This window comes from Aromatoleum sp., from assembly GCF_036675785.1.
In the GTDB taxonomy this organism is placed as follows: Bacteria; Pseudomonadota; Gammaproteobacteria; order Burkholderiales; family Rhodocyclaceae; genus Aromatoleum.
In genome coordinates this window covers 151,706-170,000 of sequence record NZ_JAKFEF010000077.1, presented here as the reverse complement: position 1 = coordinate 170,000, position 18,295 = coordinate 151,706, and the positions used below count along the sequence as shown (strand labels likewise).

The window sequence follows — 18,295 nt, the reverse complement described above, 5'->3', positions numbered from 1 at the left end:
CCCTCGGCATCACAGGGCGAGGCCGAGCGTCGCGATCGCGGTCGTCACGACGCCGAGCGCGAGGTTGAAACCGACGCGCTGGCGAATGCGGTTCAGCGCGACCGCGGCGGCGGCCCAGTTCTCGTTCGCGACCCCTGCGCGCAGCGCGCGCCACGGCCCGAACCAGATCGAGACGAACACCGCAGTCATCACGGCCCCGGTCACGAGCATCAGGTGCCACGCCTTCGGCGCGCGTGCGAAACCGACCTCGTGCAGCATGCCGACGCCCGAGCCGACGATCAGCGCGATCGCGACCCACACGAGCGGGAAAAATCGCGCCAGGACGTCGTCCCACAGCGGCAGGCGCTGCGCGGGCGGCAAAACGATCGCCGCCGGACGCAGGCACAGGTACGCGAATGCCATTCCGCCGACCCAGACGATGACGCCGAGCAGGTGCAGGAAGAGCATCAGGTGATGGAAAGTCACAGCAGCGTCCCCGCCGCCCAGAGTTCCGGGTTGTCGAGCAGCTCGCGCACCGGCGCGAAGCTGCGCCGATGGCAGTCGACGACGCCATGGCGGCGCAGCGCGGTGAAATGCTCGCGCGTTGCGTAGCCCTTGTGACTCGCGAAGCCGTACGCCGGAAAGACCGCGTCGAGCGCGATCATCTGCGCGTCGCGCGTAGTCTTAGCGAGGATCGACGCGGCGGCGATCGCGGGGACGATGCCATCGCCGCCGACGACGGCCTCGGACGGGACCGACAGCGGCGGGCACCGGTTGCCGTCCACCCGCACGAGGTCGGGCACGCACGACAACGCGGCGACCGCACGCTGCATCGCGAGCATCGTCGCGTGGAGGATGTTCAGACGGTCGATCTCCTCGACGCTCGCCTCGGCGACCGCCCACGCGACTGCGCGCTCTCGGATCAGCACCGCGAGGCGTTCGCGGGCGCGCTCGGTGAGCTTTTTCGAGTCGTTCAGGCCGTCGACCGGACGCGCCGGATCGAGGACGACCGCCGCGGCGACGACTGCGCCGGCCAGCGGACCACGCCCCGCCTCATCGACGCCGCAGATCAGACCGCTTGTTGGGACGGCTTCCATTCGCTGCTCCGATCGAGATACGGGAGGACCGCTGCCGCCGCGCGTTCCGCGGTGTTCTGCCGCAGTGTCAGATGCAGCTCGGTGAACCGCTCGGCGAGGCGGGAACAGGCCTCGGCGTCGGTGAGCCACGCGTCGAGTGCGTCGGCGAGCGCCGCGGGCGTCGCGGCGTCCTGCAGCAATTCGGGCACGACGGTCTCGTTGCTGAGGATGTTCGGCAAACCGACCCACGGCTGGTACGCCATGCGCTTCATCAGGCGGTACTGCCACTTCCCGATCCGGTAGCTGATGACCATCGGCCGCTTCAGCAGAGCGGCTTCAAGGCTCGCGGTGCCACTGGCGACGAGCACGGCGTCGGCCGCCGTCATCGCGTCGACCGCGTGCCCGAAGAGCATCCGGATCGGCAGGTCCTCGGCTTGCGCGGCGTGCAGCGCTTCGGCGAAAAGCAGCCGCGTCTCGCGCGTCGCGAGCGGCACGACGAAGCAGATGTCCGGGTGCCGCTCGGCGAGGATGCGGGCGGTTGCGATGTAGGTTGCGGCGAGATTCCTCACCTCGGACTGCCGGCTTCCCGGCAGCAACGCGACAACCCGCCGGTCTTCGGGCAGGTTCAGACGTTCCCGCGCGGCGTTGCGGTCCGGCAGCAGCGGAAACACATCGGCGAGCGGGTGTCCGACGTAGCTCACCGGGACGCCGGCCTTCTCGTACAGTGCGGGCTCGAACGGAAACAGGCACAACATGTGCGACACCGAACGCGCGATCCCCTTGATGCGGCCGCCGCGCCACGCCCAGATCGAAGGGCTGACGAAGTGGATCGCGGGGATGCCCGCAGCGCGGACCTTGCCTTCGAGCCACAGGTTGAAGTCGGGCGCGTCGACACCGATGAAGGCGTCGGGTCGATCGCGCTTGATGCGCCGCAGCAGCATTTTGCGGATGCCGGACAGCTCACGGTAGCGCTTCAGCGCGTCCACGTAGCCATGCACCGCGAGCCGCTCGCACGGCCACAGCACATTGAACCCTTCGGCCTGCATTTTCGGCCCGCCGATGCCGTAGAACTCCGCGTCCGGCACTTTATGCTTGATTGCGCGGATCAGATGGCTGGCGAGCAGGTCGCCGGAGGCCTCGCCCGCGACCATCGCGATGCGCGTCGCCATGGGCTCAGCGGACGATGCCGCGCGGCGAAGACGAGATGAAGCTTGCGAAGGCGGCGACTTCGGGATGGTCGGCGGCGATTTCGTCGATACGCGTGCGCGCTTCGTCGAGGCTCAGCCCGGAGCGGTACAGCGCGCGATAGGCCCGCTTGATCGCCGCGATGCCGTCGGGGGAAAAACCGCGTCGCCGCAGGCCCTCGCTGTTGATGCCATGCGGCTTCGCCGGGTTGCCCGCGACGGTGACGAACGGCGGCAGGTCCTGCAGCAGCACGGTGCCTACACCGCAGAAGCTGTGCGCGCCGACGCGCACGAACTGGTGCACGCCGGTGAAGCCTCCGAGAATCGCCCAGTCGCCGACGTGCACGTGGCCCGCGAGCGTCGCGTTGTTCGCGAAGATGGTGTGGTCGCCGACATCGCAGTCATGTGCAACGTGGACATAGGCCATCACCCAGTTGTCGCTGCCGATCCGTGTGACGCCGGCGTCCTGGCTCGTGCCAACGTTGAACGAGCAGAACTCACGGATCGTGTTGCGGTCGCCGATTTCGAGCCGGGTCGGCTCGTCATCGTACTTCTTGTCCTGCGGCACCGCGCCGATCGAGCAGAACTGGAAAATCTCGTTGTCGCGCCCGATCCGCGTGCGGCCTTCGACGACGACGTGTGGACCGATGCGCGTGTTGTCGCCGATCTCGACGTGCTCGCCGATGATCGAGTAGGCCCCGACGGCGACATTGGCACCGAGCTTCGCGCCCGGATGGACAATCGCGGTCGGGTGGATCATGACAATGTCTTGAGCGCGCACATCAGCTCGGCCTCCGCCGCGACTTCGCCGCCGACCCGCGCGACGCCCTTGTACTTGTAAATGTTGCGCTTGCCCTGCGTGATCGACACGTCGAACAGCAGCTGATCGCCCGGAACGACGGGGCGCTTAAAGCGCGCGTTGTCGATGCCCGCGAAGTAGACCACCGAGTTCTCGTCGGGCTTGATCCCCAGCGTCTTGAATGAAAGCAGCGCGGCCGCCTGCGCCATCGCTTCGACGATCAGCACGCCGGGCATCACCGGATGATGCGGGAAGTGCCCCGGGAAGAAGGGCTCGTTCATCGTCACGTTCTTCAGCGCGAGAACGCGCTTGCCTTCTTCCATCTCCAGCACCCGGTCCACGAGCAGAAAGGGGTAACGGTGCGGCAGATACTGGAGGATTTCGTTGATGTCCATGACACTCACTGGGATGTTCGTTCTTCGAGGGCCCGTATTCTATCGGCGAGTGCGTCGAGATGACGTAGATGCGCGAAGTTCTTGACCCAGTCGGCGTGCGGCTGCACCGGCAGGTTCGCAGTATAGACGCCGGACTTGCGGATCGATTTCGTCACGAGCGTGCCGGCGGAAACGACGACGTCGTCGACGATCTCGAGGTGTCCGATGACCCCCGCCTGGCCGCCGATCATGCAGCGCGCGCCGATCGTCGTGCTGCCGGCGATGCCGACGCAACCCGCGATCGCGGTGCGCGCGCCGATCCGCACGTTGTGGCCGATCTGGATCTGGTTGTCGAGCTTGACGCCGTCGCCGATGACCGTGTCGTCGAGGGCCCCGCGGTCGATCGTCGTGTTCGCGCCGATTTCGACCTCGTCGCCGATGACGACCCGGCCGGTCTGCGGGATCTTGACCCAGTTGCCGTCGCGCTCGCGGGCGAACCCGAAGCCGTCGGCCCCGATCACCGCGCCGGAATGGACGATGCAATCGCGCCCGATCTCGCAGTCGTGATAGATGGTGACATTGGCATGAAGCCGGGTACCGGCACCGATGCGGACGCCACGCCCGATGCGGCACCCCGGGCCGATGACGACGTGCTCGCCGAGCTGCGCGCCGGCTTCGACGGAAGCGCCGGCAGCGATCGTCACCGAAGGGGGCGCGGGGTCGACGACGCTCGCTGACGCATCCACGCCTGGCGCGAACACTTGGGGCGGATTGAACAACTGGGCCACCCGCGCGAAGTAGACGTAGGGATCGCCAGTGACGATGCGCGGTCGATCGGTCAGGTTGCGCGCGCCCAGGCCAACGATGATCGCCGACGCGCGGCAATCCCGCAGCCGCGCCTGGTATTTCGGGTTCGCGAGAAACGCGAGGTCGCCGTCGCCCGCCTGTTCCAGCGTTGCGACACGCCGCACGGTGATCGCGCCGTCGCCGATCACTTCACCGCCGAGACGCTCGACAAGTTCATCCAGCCGAAACATGGGGCGAGACGTCTTACTTGCTATCCGCGAGCGCCTTGATCACCTTGTCGGTGATGTCGATGCGCGGGCTCGCAAAAACGGCTTCCTGCAGGATCACGTCGTACTTCTCGGCTTCGGCGATCTGCTTCACCACACGATTCGCGCGATCGAGGACGGACGCGAGTTCCTCGTTGCGGCGCTGGTTCAGGTCCTCACGGAACTCGCGCTGCTTGCGCTGGAAGTCGCGATTGAGGTCGTTGAAGGAACGCTCCTTCGCGCGCCGGTCGGCTTCCGCCATCGTCACGCCGTTGCGTTCGAGATCTTCCTGCAGCGTCTGCAGCTCCTTGCCGAGCTTTTGCAGTTCCTGGTCGCGCTTTTCGAATTCCTTTTCGAGCCGCTGCTGCGCGCGGACCGCCGGGGCGGCCTCGCGCATGACCCGGTCGGAATTCACGAAGCCGATCCTGGATTCGGCCATAGCCGCCGGTGCGGCCACCGCGAGCATCGTTGCCGCAAGAACGGACAGGGATGTAACTTTCACTTAACACTCTCCAACTAGATCGGGCACAGCGGAAACTCAGAATACCGATCCCAACTGAAACTGGAACTTCTGCAGTTCGTCCCCTTCCTCCTTCCGGATCGGGAAGCCGAGGCTGAACTTGAGGGGACCGATCGGCGAGCCCCACGCGAACGACAATCCGGTACTGTAGCGCAGGTCGCTCAACTTGGCCTTGTCGCCTTCGGCCCAGACCGTACCCGCATCGAAGAAGGCCGACATCCGGAACGAGCGGTCCATGCCGGTGCCCGGAAGCGGGAAAAAGAACTCGGCGTTGCCGATGACCCGCCGGTTGCCGCCGAGCGCGTCGTCGGTGATCGGGTCTTTCGGACCGATCGAGCTCTGGTCGAAGCCGCGCACCGAGCCGATGCCTCCCGCGTAGAAGTTCTTGTAGAACGGCACCGGCTTGCCGCCGAAACCCTTCGCATAGCCGAGGTCGGTATTGAGCATCAGCGCGAAGTCGCGCCCGATCGGGAACCAGTGCTGGTACTGGTAATTCAGCTTGCCGTAGCGGAGGGCTCCGGGCGGGATGCTCAATTCGCCGAAGACCCGCTGGTAATTGCCCTTGCGCGGGTAGATCACGCTGTCACGCGTATCGCGCGCCCAGCCCGCCGACGCGACGAGACTCGTGACCGAGTCGCAGTCGAAGTCGTCCTTGTTCGGATCGCAAAAATCGAGGTACTGCTGCGGGCTTTCCGGGAAGGTGGTGATCTTCGTCTGGTCGGCGGAGAGGCCGAAATTGATCGAGTCTTCCTCGCCGATCGGATAGCCAATGCGCAGGCCGGCGCCGGTCGACACCGTCTTGTACGGCGCGACGGAAAGGGACTCCGACGGATCGTAGGTGCGGTGATAGGCGTCCCAGCCGAGGCTCAGGCCGTCCGGCGTGTAATAAGGATTCGTAAACGACAGCGCATAGGTACGACTCGATTCGCTGGTATTGAGCGCGAGCGTCAGCGCGTTGCCGCTGCCGAAAAGGTTCTGCTGCGCGATCGACGCGGAGAGCACGAGATTCTCGGAACTCGAGAAGCCGGCCCCGATCGAGAGATTCCCGGTCGGGCGTTCCTTCACGTTGAAATTGACGTCGACCTGGTCGGTCGTGGCGGGTACTGCGGGCGTCTCGACAGCGACATCCTCGAAATACCCGAGCCGGTCGACGCGGGTGCGCGAACGGTTGATTTTCTCGGCGTCGTACCACGCACCTTCCATCTGCCGCATTTCTCGGCGAATGACTTCGTCGCGCGTCTTCGTATTGCCGCCGACATTGATGCGGCGCACGTACACCCGGCGGCCGGGATCGACGAAGATCGTGAACGCGACCTCGCGCTTTTCCTTGTCGAGTTCGGGCGCGGCATTCACGTTCGCAAATGCGTAGCCTTCATTGCCGAGCCGGTCGGACACCGCCTTCGTCGTTTCGGTGAGCTTCTCGCGCGAAAAGATCTCCCCCGGCTTGATCGCCGCGAGCTTGCGGTATTCCTCTTCCGGCAATACGAGATCGCCCGCGAATCGCACGGCGGACACCGTGTAACGCTCGCCTTCGGTAATGCTCAGCGAGATGTAGATATCCTTCTTGTCCGGCGTTATCGAAACCTGCGTGGAATCGATATTGAAATCCAAATAGCCGCGATTGAGATAAAACGAGCGGAGATTTTCTAGGTCGGCAGAGAGTTTCTGGCGCGAATACTGGTCGTTCTTCGTGTACCACGTGAGCCAGCCGGGCGTCGTCAGCTGGAACAGATCGAGCAACTCCGATTCCTTGAAAGTCTTGTTGCCGATGATATTGATCTGGCGAATCTTCGCAACGTCGCCTTCATCGACCTTGAAATTGATTCCGACCCGATTGCGCTCGAGCGGGGTTACCGTCGTCTCGATCACCGCCGCGTATTTGCCGCGGCTGAGGTATTGGCGCTTGAGTTCCTGCTCCGCGCGTTCGAGCAATGCGCGGTCGAAAATCCGCGACTCGGCGAGGCCGACCTCGCGCAAACCCTTTTTCAGCGCTTCCTGATCGAATTCCTTTACGCCCACGAAATCAATTTGCGCAATCGCCGGCCGCTCCTGGACGACCACGACGAGCACGTCGCCTTCGGTCTCGATCCGCACGTCCCGAAAGAATCCCGTCGCGAACAGGCCGCGAATCGCGTCGGCGGCCTGCGCTTCGGTAAAAGTTTCGCCGACGCGAACCGGCAGATAATTGAACACGGTTCCCGCCTCGGTGCGCTGAATACCTTCGACGCGAATGTCCTTGACCACGAACGGCTCAAAGGCAAAGACCGGCGCAGCGGCGAACAATGCCAGCAGCAGCCCGGGAAGGAGCTTGTGTTTCATCAGGGAGTCAGCCAGAAATGAGACGGGTTATATCGTTGTAGAAGGCGAATGCCATCAGCATTGCGAGCGCAACCAGCCCGATCTGCTGGCCGATTTCCATGACGCGCTCGGGGATAGGTCCGCCTTTGATAATCTCGATCACATAATACAGCAAATGCCCACCATCCAGCACCGGGATGGGCAGCAGGTTCAGCACCCCGAGACTGATGCTGATCAGCGCAATGAACTTGAGGTAATGGCTCAATCCGAGCTTTGCCGATTGGCCCGCGTAATCCGCGATCGTCACCGGCCCGGACAGGTTCTTCCACGACACTTCGCCGACGATCATGCGGCCGATCATCTTCAGGCTCAGCACGCTCGTCTCCCAGGTCTGCCCGATCGCCTTCCCCAGCCCCTCGACCACACCGTAGCGAACGACCGCGAACATCTCTTCGCGCCCCTCGAGCGGCTCGGCGACCGCAATGCCGACCTTGCCCACCTGCTCGCCGTCTTCTTCCGCGACTTCGGGCGTCAAAGTCGTTTCGATTCGCGCGCCGTTGCGCGACACGACGGCGGCAAGCGGCTGTCCCGGTGCTGCCCGGACGCGCTCGACGAGATCGATCCACGACTCGACCGGCTGCCCATCGAGCGACACGACGGTGTCCCCGACCTCGAGACCCGCTTTCGCCGCGGCGCCGTCGTCGACGAGCTTCCCGACGACAGGCGGAATCCGGGGCCGCCAGGGGCGCAGCCCCATCCGCTCGACGAGGTCCGACTCGCCGTCGTCGATCGACATCCCCGACAAGTCGAGCGTGCGACTGGCTTCCACCCCCTCGGCGGTGGTCACTCGCAGCGTCACTGCGCGTTCGTCGAGCGCATGGCGAACCAGGACCCAGCGCAACTCGGGCCAGCTTCGCACCAGTTCGTCTCCGACCGCCGTCACCAGATCGCCGTCTCGGATGCCCGCCTGCGCGGCGATACTCGGCCCGTCGACCAGCGCGAGCCGCGGCTTCAACTCCTCCGCGCCACCGACGAAAAGACCCCAATACAGCACGATCGCGAGCAGGAAATTCGCGAGCGGCCCGGCTAGGACTATCGCGAAGCGACGCGATACCGCCTGACGGTTGAACGCACGGTGAAGTTCGGACCGATCGACGGGGCCCTCGCGTTCGTCGAGCATCTTGACGTAGCCGCCGAGCGGAAACGCCGCGAGCGCCCACTCGGTGCGGTCCGCGCCCGACGTCCATTTCAACAGCGGACGGCCAAAACCGATCGAAAACCGCAAGACCTTGACGCCGCAGCCGCGCGCGACGAGGTAATGGCCCAGTTCATGCACCAGGATCAGCAGCCCGAGCGCGAGAACGAACGGGATCAGATATTCGAGAAAATTCATCGGGCCATCTGGCGTTCGAGGATCGCGCGACGGGCGATAGCGCGCGCGCGCGCGTCGGCGTCGATGACCGCTTCGACCGAATCGACCGCAAGACCTTCGGCGCGATCCATCGACATGGCTATGACGTCGGCGATGCGGCGGAAACCGAGCCGGCCGTCGAGAAACGCCCCGACCGCCTCCTCGTTCGCGGCGTTCAACACTGCAGCCGCCGCCCCGCCCGTGCGCAGCGCCTCGTAGGCGAGTGGGAGACACGGGAAACGCACGAAGTCCGGGCGCTCGAAATCGAGCCGCGCGATCTCGAACAGATCGAGCGGCCGAACGCCCGAGTCGATCCGGTCCGGGTACGCGAGCGCATGAGCGATCGGCGTGCGCATGTCGGGATTGCCGAGCTGCGCGAGCACTGAGCCGTCAAAGTAATCGACGAGCGAATGGATGACGCTTTGCCGGTGGACGACGACTTCGATCGCCTCCGGCGGAACGCCGAAAAGCCAGTGCGCCTCGATGACTTCGAGCCCCTTGTTCATCATCGTCGCGGAATCGACCGAAATCTTGCGGCCCATGACCCAGTTCGGGTGCGCGCAAGCCTGCTCGGGCGTCACCCCTTCGAGCGCCTCGACCGCCCATTCGCGGAACGGTCCGCCCGACGCGGTCAGCAGAACGCGACGAACGCCGCGACCGTTCGCGTCTCGCGCGTAATCGTGTGGCAGCGCCTGGAAAACAGCATTGTGTTCGCTGTCGATCGGCAGGAGTTGCGCACCGCTAGCCGCGACCGCCTCCATGAAGAGACGCCCGGACAGCACCAGCGCCTCCTTGTTCGCGAGCAGGATGCGCTTTCCGGCGCGCGCGGCGGCGAGCGTCGGGACAAGACCCGCGGCACCGACGATCGCCGCCATCACGGCGTCGACCTCCGGATGCGCCGCCACCTCGACGAGCGCCGAGGCGCCCGACAGGATCGCCGTCCGCGAGCCCTCCATTTTGAGCCGGTGCGAAAGCTCGTCGGCTGCTGTCGGATCGGTGAGCACCGCGAAGCGCGGCGAGAAGCGCATGCAAAGATCGAACAAGCGCTCGACCTGAACGTTCGCCGATAACGCGAACGCTTCGAATCGATCCGGGTGACGCGCGATCACGTCGAGCGTGCTCATGCCGATCGAGCCGGTGGCGCCGAGCACCGTGACGCGTTGCAAAAGGGGTTCAGACATTGATCACCGGGTCAGCCAAAGCGCTGCGAGGCCAACAAGAGGAAGCGTCGACGTGAGGCTGTCGATGCGATCGAGGATGCCGCCGTGGCCGGGCAGTATCGTGCCGCTGTCCTTGAGGCCGGCCTGGCGCTTGAGGAGCGATTCGAAGAGGTCGCCGAAAATCCCGACCGCCGTGAACGCCGCAAGCAGTGGAACGAGCATTGCGATCGGGCCCGCCGCGCGCGCTGACGGGCTCGCAGAGACGATGACGACAAGACCGAAGATGATGACACCGGCGACCGCGCCGCCGGCGCCTTCCCAAGTCTTGCCGGGACTGATTCCCGGCGCAAGCTTGCGGCGGCCGAACGCGCGACCGGTGAAATAGGCGGCGATGTCGGAAACGAAGATCGCGCCCATCGCGGCGAGCAGAACCCACGGATCGACGAGGCGCAAATGCGCCAGCGCGAGCGCCGGCGGAAGCAACACGATCAGACCGACGACAACGGCCGCCGCGACGCTGCTGAAGCGCCATTTCCGTGCGAGCCAGAACGGGACGACAACGAGCCAGAACAACGCGCTCGTCGCATAAAGGGGCCAGAGTCCCGCGGGGCTGACCGCGAGTTCGCTCGCCAAGCCGGCCATTGCACCGACGAGCACGCATGCCGCCGCCATGAGCACCGCAAAGACCGCGCGTTGGACGGAGGAGAATTTCCCGAAGCCTCCCCATTCCCACGCGGCCCCGCCGCAGATCAGCGCGGCGAACACGAGCCAGCCGAGCGGCGGAAGCAGGAACATCGCGGCGAGCAGGCCGACGGCGAGCGCCAGCGCGGTCAGAACCCGCGTCTTAAGCATGAGCGCCCGGATCGGCCGGCAGCGGATCGGTGCCTGCCTTCACGGCCGCCGCCCGGTCCACGGTCTGGCACAGTTGCTCGCTGGTGCGGCCGAAACGGCGTTCGCGCGTCCGGTACGAGCGGATCGCGTCGTCGAGCGCCGCTTCGTCGAAGTCCGGCCACAGCGTGTCGGTGAAGTACAGCTCGGAATAGGCGAGCTGCCACAGGAGAAAGTTGCTGATGCGCTGCTCCCCGCCGGTGCGGATGAACAGGTCCGGCTCGGGGCCGTAGTTCAACGACAGTTCCGCGCTCAATTGCTCCTCGCTGAAGCTGCCGCGCTGCTCTGGATATTTGGCGAGCATGCGCTCGACCGCCTGCACGATGTCCCAGCGGCCGCCGTAGTTCGCCGCGATCGTCAGCGTGAGCTTGTCGTTGTCCGCCGTGCGGGCTTCCGCCGTGCGGATGAGTTCGACTAGCGGCGCGTCGAAACGGGTCAGATCGCCGACGACGCGGAAGCGGATGCCGTTCTCGTGCAGCCGGTCGATCTCCTTCTGCAGCGAGCGGATAAACAACTGCATCAGGAACGAAACTTCGTCCGCGGGCCGGCGCCAGTTCTCCGAACTGAACGCGAACAGCGTGAGGTACGACACGCCGCGCTGGATACAGCCGCGAATGGCGCTGCGCACGGCCTCCACTCCCCTTCCGTGGCCGGCAACCCGCGGCATGAAACGCTTGCGCGCCCACCGCCCATTGCCGTCCATGATGATCGCGATATGCCGTGGAACGCCGGATACGTCCGGGATATCGCGGGTCGAACTGGTGAAGGTCGAGTTCGCCATGATGCGTCTCCCGCGGTTCGTCCGAGTTTTAGGGGCGATCCGGACGGATCAGATCTGCATCAGTTCCTGCTCTTTTTGTGCGAGCAGCTTGTCGATTTCGGCGATGTGCTTGTCGGTGAGCTTCTGGATGTCGTCCTGGGCGCGACGTTCGTCGTCCTCGGAGATCGTCTTGTCCTTGACCGCATCCTTGAGATGCTGGTTGGCGTCCCGGCGCAGGTTGCGCACCGCGACTTTCGCGTTCTCGCCTTCGTGGCGGACGACCTTCGTCAGGTCGCGGCGACGCTCTTCGGTCAGCGCGGGCATCGGCACGCGGACGATTTCGCCCTGGTTCGACGGATTGAGCCCGAGGTCGGAGTCGCGGATGGCCTTCTCGACCTTCGCCAACATCGGCTTTTCCCACGCCTGCACGCCGATCGTTCGGGCGTCGATCAGGGTCACGTTCGCGACCTGGCTGATCGGAACCATGCTGCCGTAATACTCGACCATGACGTGGTCGAGCAGGCCGGTATGGGCGCGACCGGTGCGCACCTTCGCAAGGTCCGCCTTCAGCACGTCGATCGACTTCTGCATCTTCTGCTCGGTCGTTTTCTTGAGTTCCGGGATCATCATCGAGTCCTCAGGAATGGACCAGCGTGCCTTCGTCCTCGCCGAGGACGACGCGCTTTAGCGCGCCCGGCTTGAAGATCGAGAACACGTTGATCGGCAGTTTCTGGTCACGGCACAGCGCGAACGCGGTCGCATCGAGAACCGCGAGATTGCGGCCGATCGCCTCGTCGAAGCTGATGCGGTGATAGCGCTTTGCGCTCGGGTCCTTCTTCGGGTCCGCGGTATACACGCCGTCGACCTTGGTCGCCTTCAGGACGATCTGCGCGGCCATTTCCGACCCGCGCAGCGCCGCCGCGGTGTCGGTCGTGAAGAACGGGTTTCCGGTGCCGGCAGCGAAGATCACCACGCGCCCTTCTTCCATATGCCGGATCGCTCGGCCCCGGATATAGGGCTCGACGACCTGGTCGATGCGCAGCGCCGACTGCACGCGCGCCTCCACGTCCGCCCGGCGGAACGCATCGGCGAGTGCCATCGCATTCATCACGGTCGCGAGCATCCCCATGTAATCCGCGGTCGCGCGGTCCATGCCGGATGCTGCGCCCTTCATCCCGCGAAAGATGTTGCCGCCGCCTATGACGACGCCGACCTGCACGCCGAGGCGATTGACCTCGGCGATCTCGGCGACTATGCGGCTGACCACCTCTTCATTGATGCCGTACGCGTCGTCGCCCATCAGGGCTTCACCGGACAGCTTCAACATGATGCGCTTGTAGGCGGCGACACTCATCGCGGAATCCTTACTTCTGCGCTGCGGCGGCGGCCTGGGCGGCCACTTCGGCGGCGAAGTCGGTCACTTTCTTCTCGATGCCTTCGCCGACGACGTAAAGCACGAAGCTCGCAACCGACGCGCTGCGCGACTTCAGCAACGCTTCGATCGTCTGCTTGTCGTCCTTGACGAAGGGCTGGCCGAGCAGCGTGACTTCCTTCAGGAACTTCTGCACCGTGCCTTCGGCGATCTTGTCGAGCATCGCGTCCGGCTTGCCGGCTTCGCGCGCCTTCTCGATCGCGATGCGGCGCTCGGCGTCGATCAGGTCCTGCGACACGCCGGAGGCGTCGAGCGACTTCGGCTTCGACGCGGCGATGTGCATCGCGAGATCCTTCGCCAGCGGCTCGTCGCCACCGACCAGATCGACGAGCACGCCGATCTTCGCGCCCGCGTGAATGTAGCTCGCGACTGTGCCCTTCGCGTCGATGCGGGTGAAGCGGCGGATCGTGATGTTTTCGCCGATCTTGCCGACGAGCGCCGAGCGCACTTCCTCGACCGTCTTGCCGTCGAGCGTCAGCGCGGACAGCGCGGCGACGTCGGCCGGATTCTGCTTCGCGACGAGCTCGGCGACCTGGCCGGCAAGCGCGATGAAGTCGTCGTTCTTCGCGACGAAGTCGGTCTCGCAGTTCAGCTCGACCATCGCGGCGAGCTTGCCGTCGGCCGCGAGGAACGTGCCGACGATGCCTTCCGCGGTGACGCGCGACGCCGCCTTCGACGCCTTGTTACCCAGCTTCACGCGCAGGATCTCTTCGGCCTTGGCCATGTCGCCGGTCGCTTCGGTCAGCGCCTTCTTGCATTCCATCATCGGCGCGTCGGTCTTCTCGCGCAGTTCCTTGACCATGCTTGCGGTGATTTCCGCCATGCTAACTCCTGGATTTCGTATTCGATTCGGTGCCGACAGAACCCGGAACCGACCCGCCGCCACGCGACGGCATCGCCCCGGGTTCCCAGGTGCTTACTCCTGCTCGCCGGCGCCTTCTTCTTCTACTTCGACGAATTCATCACCGCCGGCCGTGACGATTTCCTGCAGCGCCTGGCTGCGGCCCTCGAGCACCGCGTCGGCGACGCCGCGGGCGTACAGACGGATCGCGCGGGACGAGTCGTCGTTGCCCGGGATCACGTAATCGATGCCTTCCGGCGAGTGGTTGGTATCGACGACGGCGACGATGGGAATGCCAAGCTTCTTCGCTTCGGTGATCGCGATCTTGTGGTAGCCGACGTCGATGACGAACAGCGCGTCCGGCAGTCCGCCCATGTCCTTGATGCCGCCGATCGACTTCTGCAGCTTGTCCATCTCGCGCGACGCCATCAGCGCTTCCTTCTTGGACAAACGCTCGATCGAGCCATCCTCGACCATCGCTTCCATTTCCTTCAGGCGCTTGATCGACTGCTTGACGGTCTTGAAGTTCGTCAGCATGCCGCCGAGCCAGCGCTCATCGACGAACGGCATCCCGGCGCGGCGGGCTTCCTCGGCGACGATCTCGCGCGCTTGGCGCTTCGTGCCGACCAGCATGATCGCGCCGCGGTTGGCCGACAGCTTGCGCACGAAGCCCATCGCCTCGTTGTACTTGACCATCGTCTTTTCGAGGTTGACGATATGGATCTTGTTGCGCTGGCCGAAGATGTACGGGGCCATGCGCGGGTTCCAGAAACGGGTCTGGTGGCCAAAGTGGATGCCCGCTTCGAGCATCTGGCGCATCGTGACAGTCATGAAAAACTCCGAATCAAGGGTTGAACCGCCGCCCGACACGGCTGCATCGAAGCAGCCCAAACCGCCGCGGGGCTTCCTGCCCCGATCCGACGGACCCTTTCGGTGCTCTGCCGGGCGTGTGGATTTTGCCCGCCACCATTGGCAGACAAGCCCGAGATGATAGCAGCTAAGCGAAGCGCCACTCAAGCCGGATACTCGCGCGACGGACGGCTCCGCCCCGATTTGCCGGCGAATGACGCATGCGCTAGCCTCTGCGCTTTGAAGCCGACCCCCAAGACAACATGAGCATCATCATAAAAACCCCCGAAGAGATCGAGAAAATGCGCGTGGCCTGCCGGCTGGGCGCGGAAGTTCTCGACTACATCACGCCCTTCGTGAAGCCGGGCGTGACGACCGGCGAGCTCGACCGCCTGTGCCACGAGTACATGGTGAACGTCCAGCAGACGGTCCCTGCGCCGCTGAACTACGCGCCGCCAGGCTATCCGCCGTATCCGAAGTCGATCTGCACCTCGGTCAATCACCAGATCTGCCATGGCGTTCCGGGCGACAAGGCGCTGAAGAAGGGCGACATCGTCAATCTGGACATCACGGTCATCAAGGACGGCTTCCACGGGGACACGAGCCGGATGTTCATCGTCGGCGATGCGTCGATCCTCGCGAAGCGCCTGTGCCAGGTGACTTACGAGTGCATGTGGCTGGGAATTGCCGAAGTCCGCCCGGGGGCGCGTCTCGGCGACATCGGACACGTGATCCAGAAGCACGCCGAAGGCAATGGCTTCTCGGTCGTGCGCGAATTCTGCGGCCACGGCATCGGCCTCAAGTTCCACGAGGAGCCGCAGGTGCTCCACTACGGCAAGGCGGGCACCGGTCCGGAGTTGAAGCCGGGGATGATTTTCACGATAGAGCCGATGATCAACGCCGGGAAGGCAGCGATCTCCGAGTTGCCGGACGGCTGGACGATTGTGACGAAGGATCGCAGCCTCTCGGCACAGTGGGAGCACACCGTCCTCGTCACCGGTACCGGCGTCGAAGTGCTGACCCTTTCGGCCGGAAGCCCGCCTCCGCCGGAGCTGGTCGCCGCGCGTTTCGCCTGACCGCGATGCATCCCGCGCCCCTGCCGGTCGACGCGATCCAGGCCGCGATCGCCGAGGCGCGGGAAGATCTCGCTCGCGGCCGCGCCCGCATCCGAGCCGCGTATGAGGCCCATCCCGCGACCTCGCGGATGCTGCGGGGCCGGGCACATCTCGTAGACGAAGCGATCAGCGGGGTGTGGCGTGCCTGCGCGATGCCCGACGACATTGCGCTCGTCGCGGTCGGCGGCTACGGGCGGGGAGAACTCTTCCCCTGCTCCGACGTGGATCTCATGATCCTGTTGCCGTCCGCCGCCGACGGCGCCCTGCAGGGACGGCTCGCGACGCTGGTCGGCGCGCTGTGGGACATCGGTCTCGAAATCGGTCACAGCGTGCGCACGCCCGACGAGTGCATCGAAGCCGCCGAGCAGGACATCACCGTGCAGACGAACCTCCTCGAAGCCCGGTTTCTCGACGGCAACCGCGCGCTGTTCGGCGAATTCGTCACCCGCTACCGCGCATCGCTCGACGTCCGTGAATTCTTCAAAGCGAAACAGCTCGAGCAGGAACGGCGCTATGCGCGCTTCGAGGACACGCCCTACTCGCTCGAACCGAACTGCAAGGAAAGCCCGGGCGGCTTGCGGGACATTCAGATGCTCGGCTGGATTGCCCGCGCGGCGGGCCTCGGCCGGAACTGGCAGGACCTCGCGCGCCGGCGCCTGATCACGGGCGCAGAGGCGCGCAATCTCCGCAGCATCGAACGCTTTCTCCAGCATGTGCGCATCCGGCTGCATTACCTCGCCGGCCGCATGGAAGACCGCCTGCTGTTCGACTATCAGGAGAAGCTCGCCCACGCGATGGGCTTCGAGGCGACCGCTGCGAAGCGCGCCTCCGAAGTCTTCATGCAGCACTACTACATCAATGCGAAGAAGATCACGCTGACGAACGCGATCCTGCTGCAGAACTACGCCGGCGAGATCTTCCCGGCACGCGGCGGGCCCGCGATCGTCATCAATGACCGCTTCCAGGCGGTGCGCGAACTGCTCGACATGCGCGATGAAGACCTTTTCGAGCGCCACCCCTCCGCGCTGCTCGAATGCTTTTTGATCCTGCAGCAGCGCTCCGAGCTCACCGGCATGACGGCGCGCACGCTGCGCGCGTTGTGGCTCAACCGCACGCGCGTCAACGCGGCGTTCCGCGCCGACCCGAAAAACCGCGCGCTGTTCCTCGAAATCCTTCAGCAGAAGCGCGGCATCGTGCATGAATTCCGGCGGATGAATCAGTACGGCATCCTCAGCGCCTACCTGCCGCCGTGGCGGCGCATCCTCTGCCAGATGCAGCACGACCTCTTCCATGTCTACACCGTCGACCAGCACATCCTGATGGTGCTGCGGAACGTGCGCCGCTTCATGATGGGCGAGCACGCGCACGAATACCCGCTGATGACGCGGCTGATGCTCGGCTTCCACCGCCAGTGGCTGCTCTATATCGCCGCGCTGTTCCACGACATCGCGAAAGGCCGGGGCGGCGATCACTCGCGCCTCGGCATGGGCGAAGCACGCGACTTCTGCGAACACCACGGGCTTGCGCCCGAGGATCGCGATCTCGTCGTGTGGCTCGTCGAACACCACCTGACGATGTCGCACTTCGCGCAGAAGGAAGACACGTCCGATCCCGCCGTCATCCGGCGCTTCGCCGAAACGGTGCACAGCGAGCGCCGGCTCGTCGCGCTGTATCTGTTGACCCACGCCGACATCCGCGGCACCAGCCCGAAAGTCTGGAACGGCTGGAAGGGGAAACTGCTCGAAGACCTCTTCTTCGCGACGCAACGGCTGCTGCGCGGGGCGACGCCGCAGCAGGCGCTGGGCCTCGACGACCGGCAGGAAGACGCGCGCGCGCTGCTGCGGTATTACGGCCTGCGGCCCGGCGTCGAAGTCCCGTTGTGGGCGCAACTCGACGCGGTCTATTTCATGCGGCACTCGCCGGAGGAAATCGCCTGGCACAGCCGCACGCTGTACTTTCGCCCCGACGCCGACGAGCCGGTCGTCAAGGCGCGCGTCGCCGAAGAGGACCACGGCGTCCAGGTGATGGTCTTCACGCGCGACCAGAAGGATCTCTTCGTAAGGCTCACCGGCTTCTTCGGACGCCTCGGCTTTTCGATTCTCGACGCCAAGGTGCACACCACGCGCCACGGCTACGCCCTCGACAGCTTCATGCTGCAGGACCCGGGCAACGACCCGCATTACCGCGACGTCATCAACCTGATCGAGCACGAACTCGCCGAACGCCTGAAGAAACCGGGCGCGCCGGACCGTCCCGCCGAAGGGAGGCTGTCGCGCCACGTCAAGCATTTCCCGATCACGCCGCAGGTCAGCCTCGAGCCCGACGAATCCGGAAAGCAGTTCATCCTGTCGCTGACCGCCGCCGACCGCCCGGGCCTGCTGTTCGCGGTCGCCGAAGTCCTCGCCCGCAACGAGATCCGGCTGCACACGGCGAAGATCGCGACACTCGGCGAACGCGTCGAAGACACCTTCCTTGTCAGTGGCACGGGCCTCACCCGCAACGACGCGCACGTCGTCCGGATCGAGCGCGAACTGCTCGAACGTCTCCAGATCTAGCG

General features: G+C 65.1%; 18 protein-coding genes. 2 read left to right on the top strand and 16 right to left on the bottom strand.

Going from position 1 to position 18,295, the window contains the following annotated elements:
• Positions 1-9: 9 nt before the first annotated feature.
• The 16 genes from V6M37_RS17085 to rpsB all read right to left on the bottom strand — a co-directional run bounded on the left by V6M37_RS17085 (position 10) and on the right by rpsB (position 14,605).
• Positions 10-465 carry a CopD family protein gene (locus tag V6M37_RS17085; RefSeq protein WP_332675349.1) on the bottom strand — a complete coding sequence of 152 codons (456 nt, stop codon included), beginning with the start codon at positions 463-465 and terminating at the stop codon, positions 10-12.
• Positions 462-1,076, bottom strand: coding sequence for a ribonuclease HII (gene rnhB, locus V6M37_RS17080; RefSeq protein WP_332675347.1), 615 nt, complete (start codon positions 1,074-1,076; stop codon positions 462-464). The genes V6M37_RS17085 and rnhB overlap by 4 nt, the downstream gene beginning before the upstream one ends.
• Complete coding sequence (gene lpxB / locus V6M37_RS17075) at positions 1,049-2,224, bottom strand: lipid-A-disaccharide synthase (protein ID WP_332675345.1); 1,176 nt, start codon at positions 2,222-2,224, stop codon at positions 1,049-1,051. Before lpxB ends, rnhB begins: the two co-directional genes overlap by 28 nt.
• Positions 2,225-2,228: 4 nt before the next feature.
• Positions 2,229-2,999 (bottom strand): acyl-ACP--UDP-N-acetylglucosamine O-acyltransferase, encoded by a 771-nt coding sequence (gene lpxA, locus V6M37_RS17070; protein WP_332675343.1) that lies wholly within the window; start codon positions 2,997-2,999, stop codon positions 2,229-2,231.
• Positions 2,996-3,433, bottom strand: coding sequence for a 3-hydroxyacyl-ACP dehydratase FabZ (gene fabZ, locus V6M37_RS17065; RefSeq protein ID WP_332675341.1), 438 nt, complete (start codon positions 3,431-3,433; stop codon positions 2,996-2,998). The genes lpxA and fabZ overlap by 4 nt, the downstream gene beginning before the upstream one ends.
• A 5-nt stretch (positions 3,434-3,438) precedes the next feature.
• Positions 3,439-4,449 (bottom strand): UDP-3-O-(3-hydroxymyristoyl)glucosamine N-acyltransferase, encoded by a 1,011-nt coding sequence (gene lpxD / locus V6M37_RS17060; RefSeq protein WP_332675338.1) that lies wholly within the window; start codon positions 4,447-4,449, stop codon positions 3,439-3,441.
• Between the two features lie 13 nt (positions 4,450-4,462).
• On the bottom strand, positions 4,463-4,966 hold the full coding sequence (locus V6M37_RS17055; RefSeq protein ID WP_332675336.1) for an OmpH family outer membrane protein: 504 nt from the start codon (positions 4,964-4,966) through the stop codon (positions 4,463-4,465).
• A gap of 36 nt (positions 4,967-5,002) precedes the next feature.
• Entirely contained in the window at positions 5,003-7,303 is a 2,301-nt protein-coding gene (bamA, locus tag V6M37_RS17050) for an outer membrane protein assembly factor BamA (RefSeq protein WP_332675334.1), read from the bottom strand.
• Between the two features lie 7 nt (positions 7,304-7,310).
• Positions 7,311-8,675: an RIP metalloprotease RseP gene (gene rseP, locus V6M37_RS17045; RefSeq protein ID WP_332675332.1), complete on the bottom strand. Its 1,365-nt coding sequence runs from the start codon at positions 8,673-8,675 to the stop codon at positions 7,311-7,313.
• Entirely contained in the window at positions 8,672-9,874 is a 1,203-nt protein-coding gene (gene ispC, locus V6M37_RS17040; protein WP_332675330.1) for a 1-deoxy-D-xylulose-5-phosphate reductoisomerase, read from the bottom strand. Before ispC ends, rseP begins: the two co-directional genes overlap by 4 nt.
• Before the next feature lie 3 nt (positions 9,875-9,877).
• A complete protein-coding gene (locus tag V6M37_RS17035; protein ID WP_332675329.1) occupies positions 9,878-10,705 on the bottom strand; it encodes a phosphatidate cytidylyltransferase in 828 nt (275 codons plus the stop codon).
• Complete coding sequence (uppS, locus tag V6M37_RS17030) at positions 10,698-11,522, bottom strand: polyprenyl diphosphate synthase (RefSeq protein WP_332675327.1); 825 nt, start codon at positions 11,520-11,522, stop codon at positions 10,698-10,700. Before uppS ends, V6M37_RS17035 begins: the two co-directional genes overlap by 8 nt.
• A gap of 48 nt (positions 11,523-11,570) precedes the next feature.
• On the bottom strand, positions 11,571-12,128 hold the full coding sequence (gene frr, locus V6M37_RS17025; protein ID WP_332675401.1) for a ribosome recycling factor: 558 nt from the start codon (positions 12,126-12,128) through the stop codon (positions 11,571-11,573).
• A 10-nt stretch (positions 12,129-12,138) separates the two neighbouring features.
• Complete coding sequence (gene pyrH / locus V6M37_RS17020; protein WP_312659867.1) at positions 12,139-12,855, bottom strand: UMP kinase; 717 nt, start codon at positions 12,853-12,855, stop codon at positions 12,139-12,141.
• A 10-nt stretch (positions 12,856-12,865) separates the two neighbouring features.
• On the bottom strand, positions 12,866-13,756 hold the full coding sequence (gene tsf, locus V6M37_RS17015; RefSeq protein ID WP_332675324.1) for a translation elongation factor Ts: 891 nt from the start codon (positions 13,754-13,756) through the stop codon (positions 12,866-12,868).
• A 93-nt stretch (positions 13,757-13,849) separates the two neighbouring features.
• Entirely contained in the window at positions 13,850-14,605 is a 756-nt protein-coding gene (gene rpsB / locus V6M37_RS17010; protein ID WP_332675323.1) for a 30S ribosomal protein S2, read from the bottom strand.
• A gap of 281 nt (positions 14,606-14,886) precedes the next feature.
• Here rpsB and map point away from each other — a divergent pair, with 281 nt between their 5' ends.
• Both map and V6M37_RS17000 read left to right on the top strand, forming a co-directional pair.
• Positions 14,887-15,699 (top strand): type I methionyl aminopeptidase, encoded by an 813-nt coding sequence (map, locus tag V6M37_RS17005; protein ID WP_332675321.1) that lies wholly within the window; start codon positions 14,887-14,889, stop codon positions 15,697-15,699.
• Between the two features lie 5 nt (positions 15,700-15,704).
• Entirely contained in the window at positions 15,705-18,293 is a 2,589-nt protein-coding gene (locus tag V6M37_RS17000) for a [protein-PII] uridylyltransferase (protein WP_332675319.1), read from the top strand.
• Positions 18,294-18,295: the final 2 nt, after the last annotated feature.

Excerpts from the sequence above, each read along its gene's own strand:
- rnhB (WP_332675347.1), bottom strand. The coding sequence starts at position 1,076 with ATGGAAGCCGTCCCAACAAGCGGTCTGATCTGCGGCGTCGATGAGGCG.
- lpxB (WP_332675345.1), bottom strand. The coding sequence starts at position 2,224 with ATGGCGACGCGCATCGCGATGGTCGCGGGCGAGGCCTCCGGCGACCTG.
- lpxA (WP_332675343.1), bottom strand. The coding sequence starts at position 2,999 with ATGATCCACCCGACCGCGATTGTCCATCCGGGCGCGAAGCTCGGTGCC.
- fabZ (WP_332675341.1), bottom strand. The coding sequence starts at position 3,433 with ATGGACATCAACGAAATCCTCCAGTATCTGCCGCACCGTTACCCCTTT.
- lpxD (WP_332675338.1), bottom strand. The coding sequence starts at position 4,449 with ATGTTTCGGCTGGATGAACTTGTCGAGCGTCTCGGCGGTGAAGTGATC.
- bamA (WP_332675334.1), bottom strand. The coding sequence starts at position 7,303 with ATGAAACACAAGCTCCTTCCCGGGCTGCTGCTGGCATTGTTCGCCGCT.
- rseP (WP_332675332.1), bottom strand. The coding sequence starts at position 8,675 with ATGAATTTTCTCGAATATCTGATCCCGTTCGTTCTCGCGCTCGGGCTG.
- ispC (WP_332675330.1), bottom strand. The coding sequence starts at position 9,874 with ATGTCTGAACCCCTTTTGCAACGCGTCACGGTGCTCGGCGCCACCGGC.
- V6M37_RS17035 (WP_332675329.1), bottom strand. The coding sequence starts at position 10,705 with ATGCTTAAGACGCGGGTTCTGACCGCGCTGGCGCTCGCCGTCGGCCTG.
- uppS (WP_332675327.1), bottom strand. The coding sequence starts at position 11,522 with ATGGCGAACTCGACCTTCACCAGTTCGACCCGCGATATCCCGGACGTA.
- frr (WP_332675401.1), bottom strand. The coding sequence starts at position 12,128 with ATGATCCCGGAACTCAAGAAAACGACCGAGCAGAAGATGCAGAAGTCG.
- pyrH (WP_312659867.1), bottom strand. The coding sequence starts at position 12,855 with ATGAGTGTCGCCGCCTACAAGCGCATCATGTTGAAGCTGTCCGGTGAA.
- tsf (WP_332675324.1), bottom strand. The coding sequence starts at position 13,756 with ATGGCGGAAATCACCGCAAGCATGGTCAAGGAACTGCGCGAGAAGACC.
- rpsB (WP_332675323.1), bottom strand. The coding sequence starts at position 14,605 with ATGACTGTCACGATGCGCCAGATGCTCGAAGCGGGCATCCACTTTGGC.
- map (WP_332675321.1), top strand. The coding sequence starts at position 14,887 with ATGAGCATCATCATAAAAACCCCCGAAGAGATCGAGAAAATGCGCGTG.
- V6M37_RS17000 (WP_332675319.1), top strand. The coding sequence starts at position 15,705 with ATGCATCCCGCGCCCCTGCCGGTCGACGCGATCCAGGCCGCGATCGCC.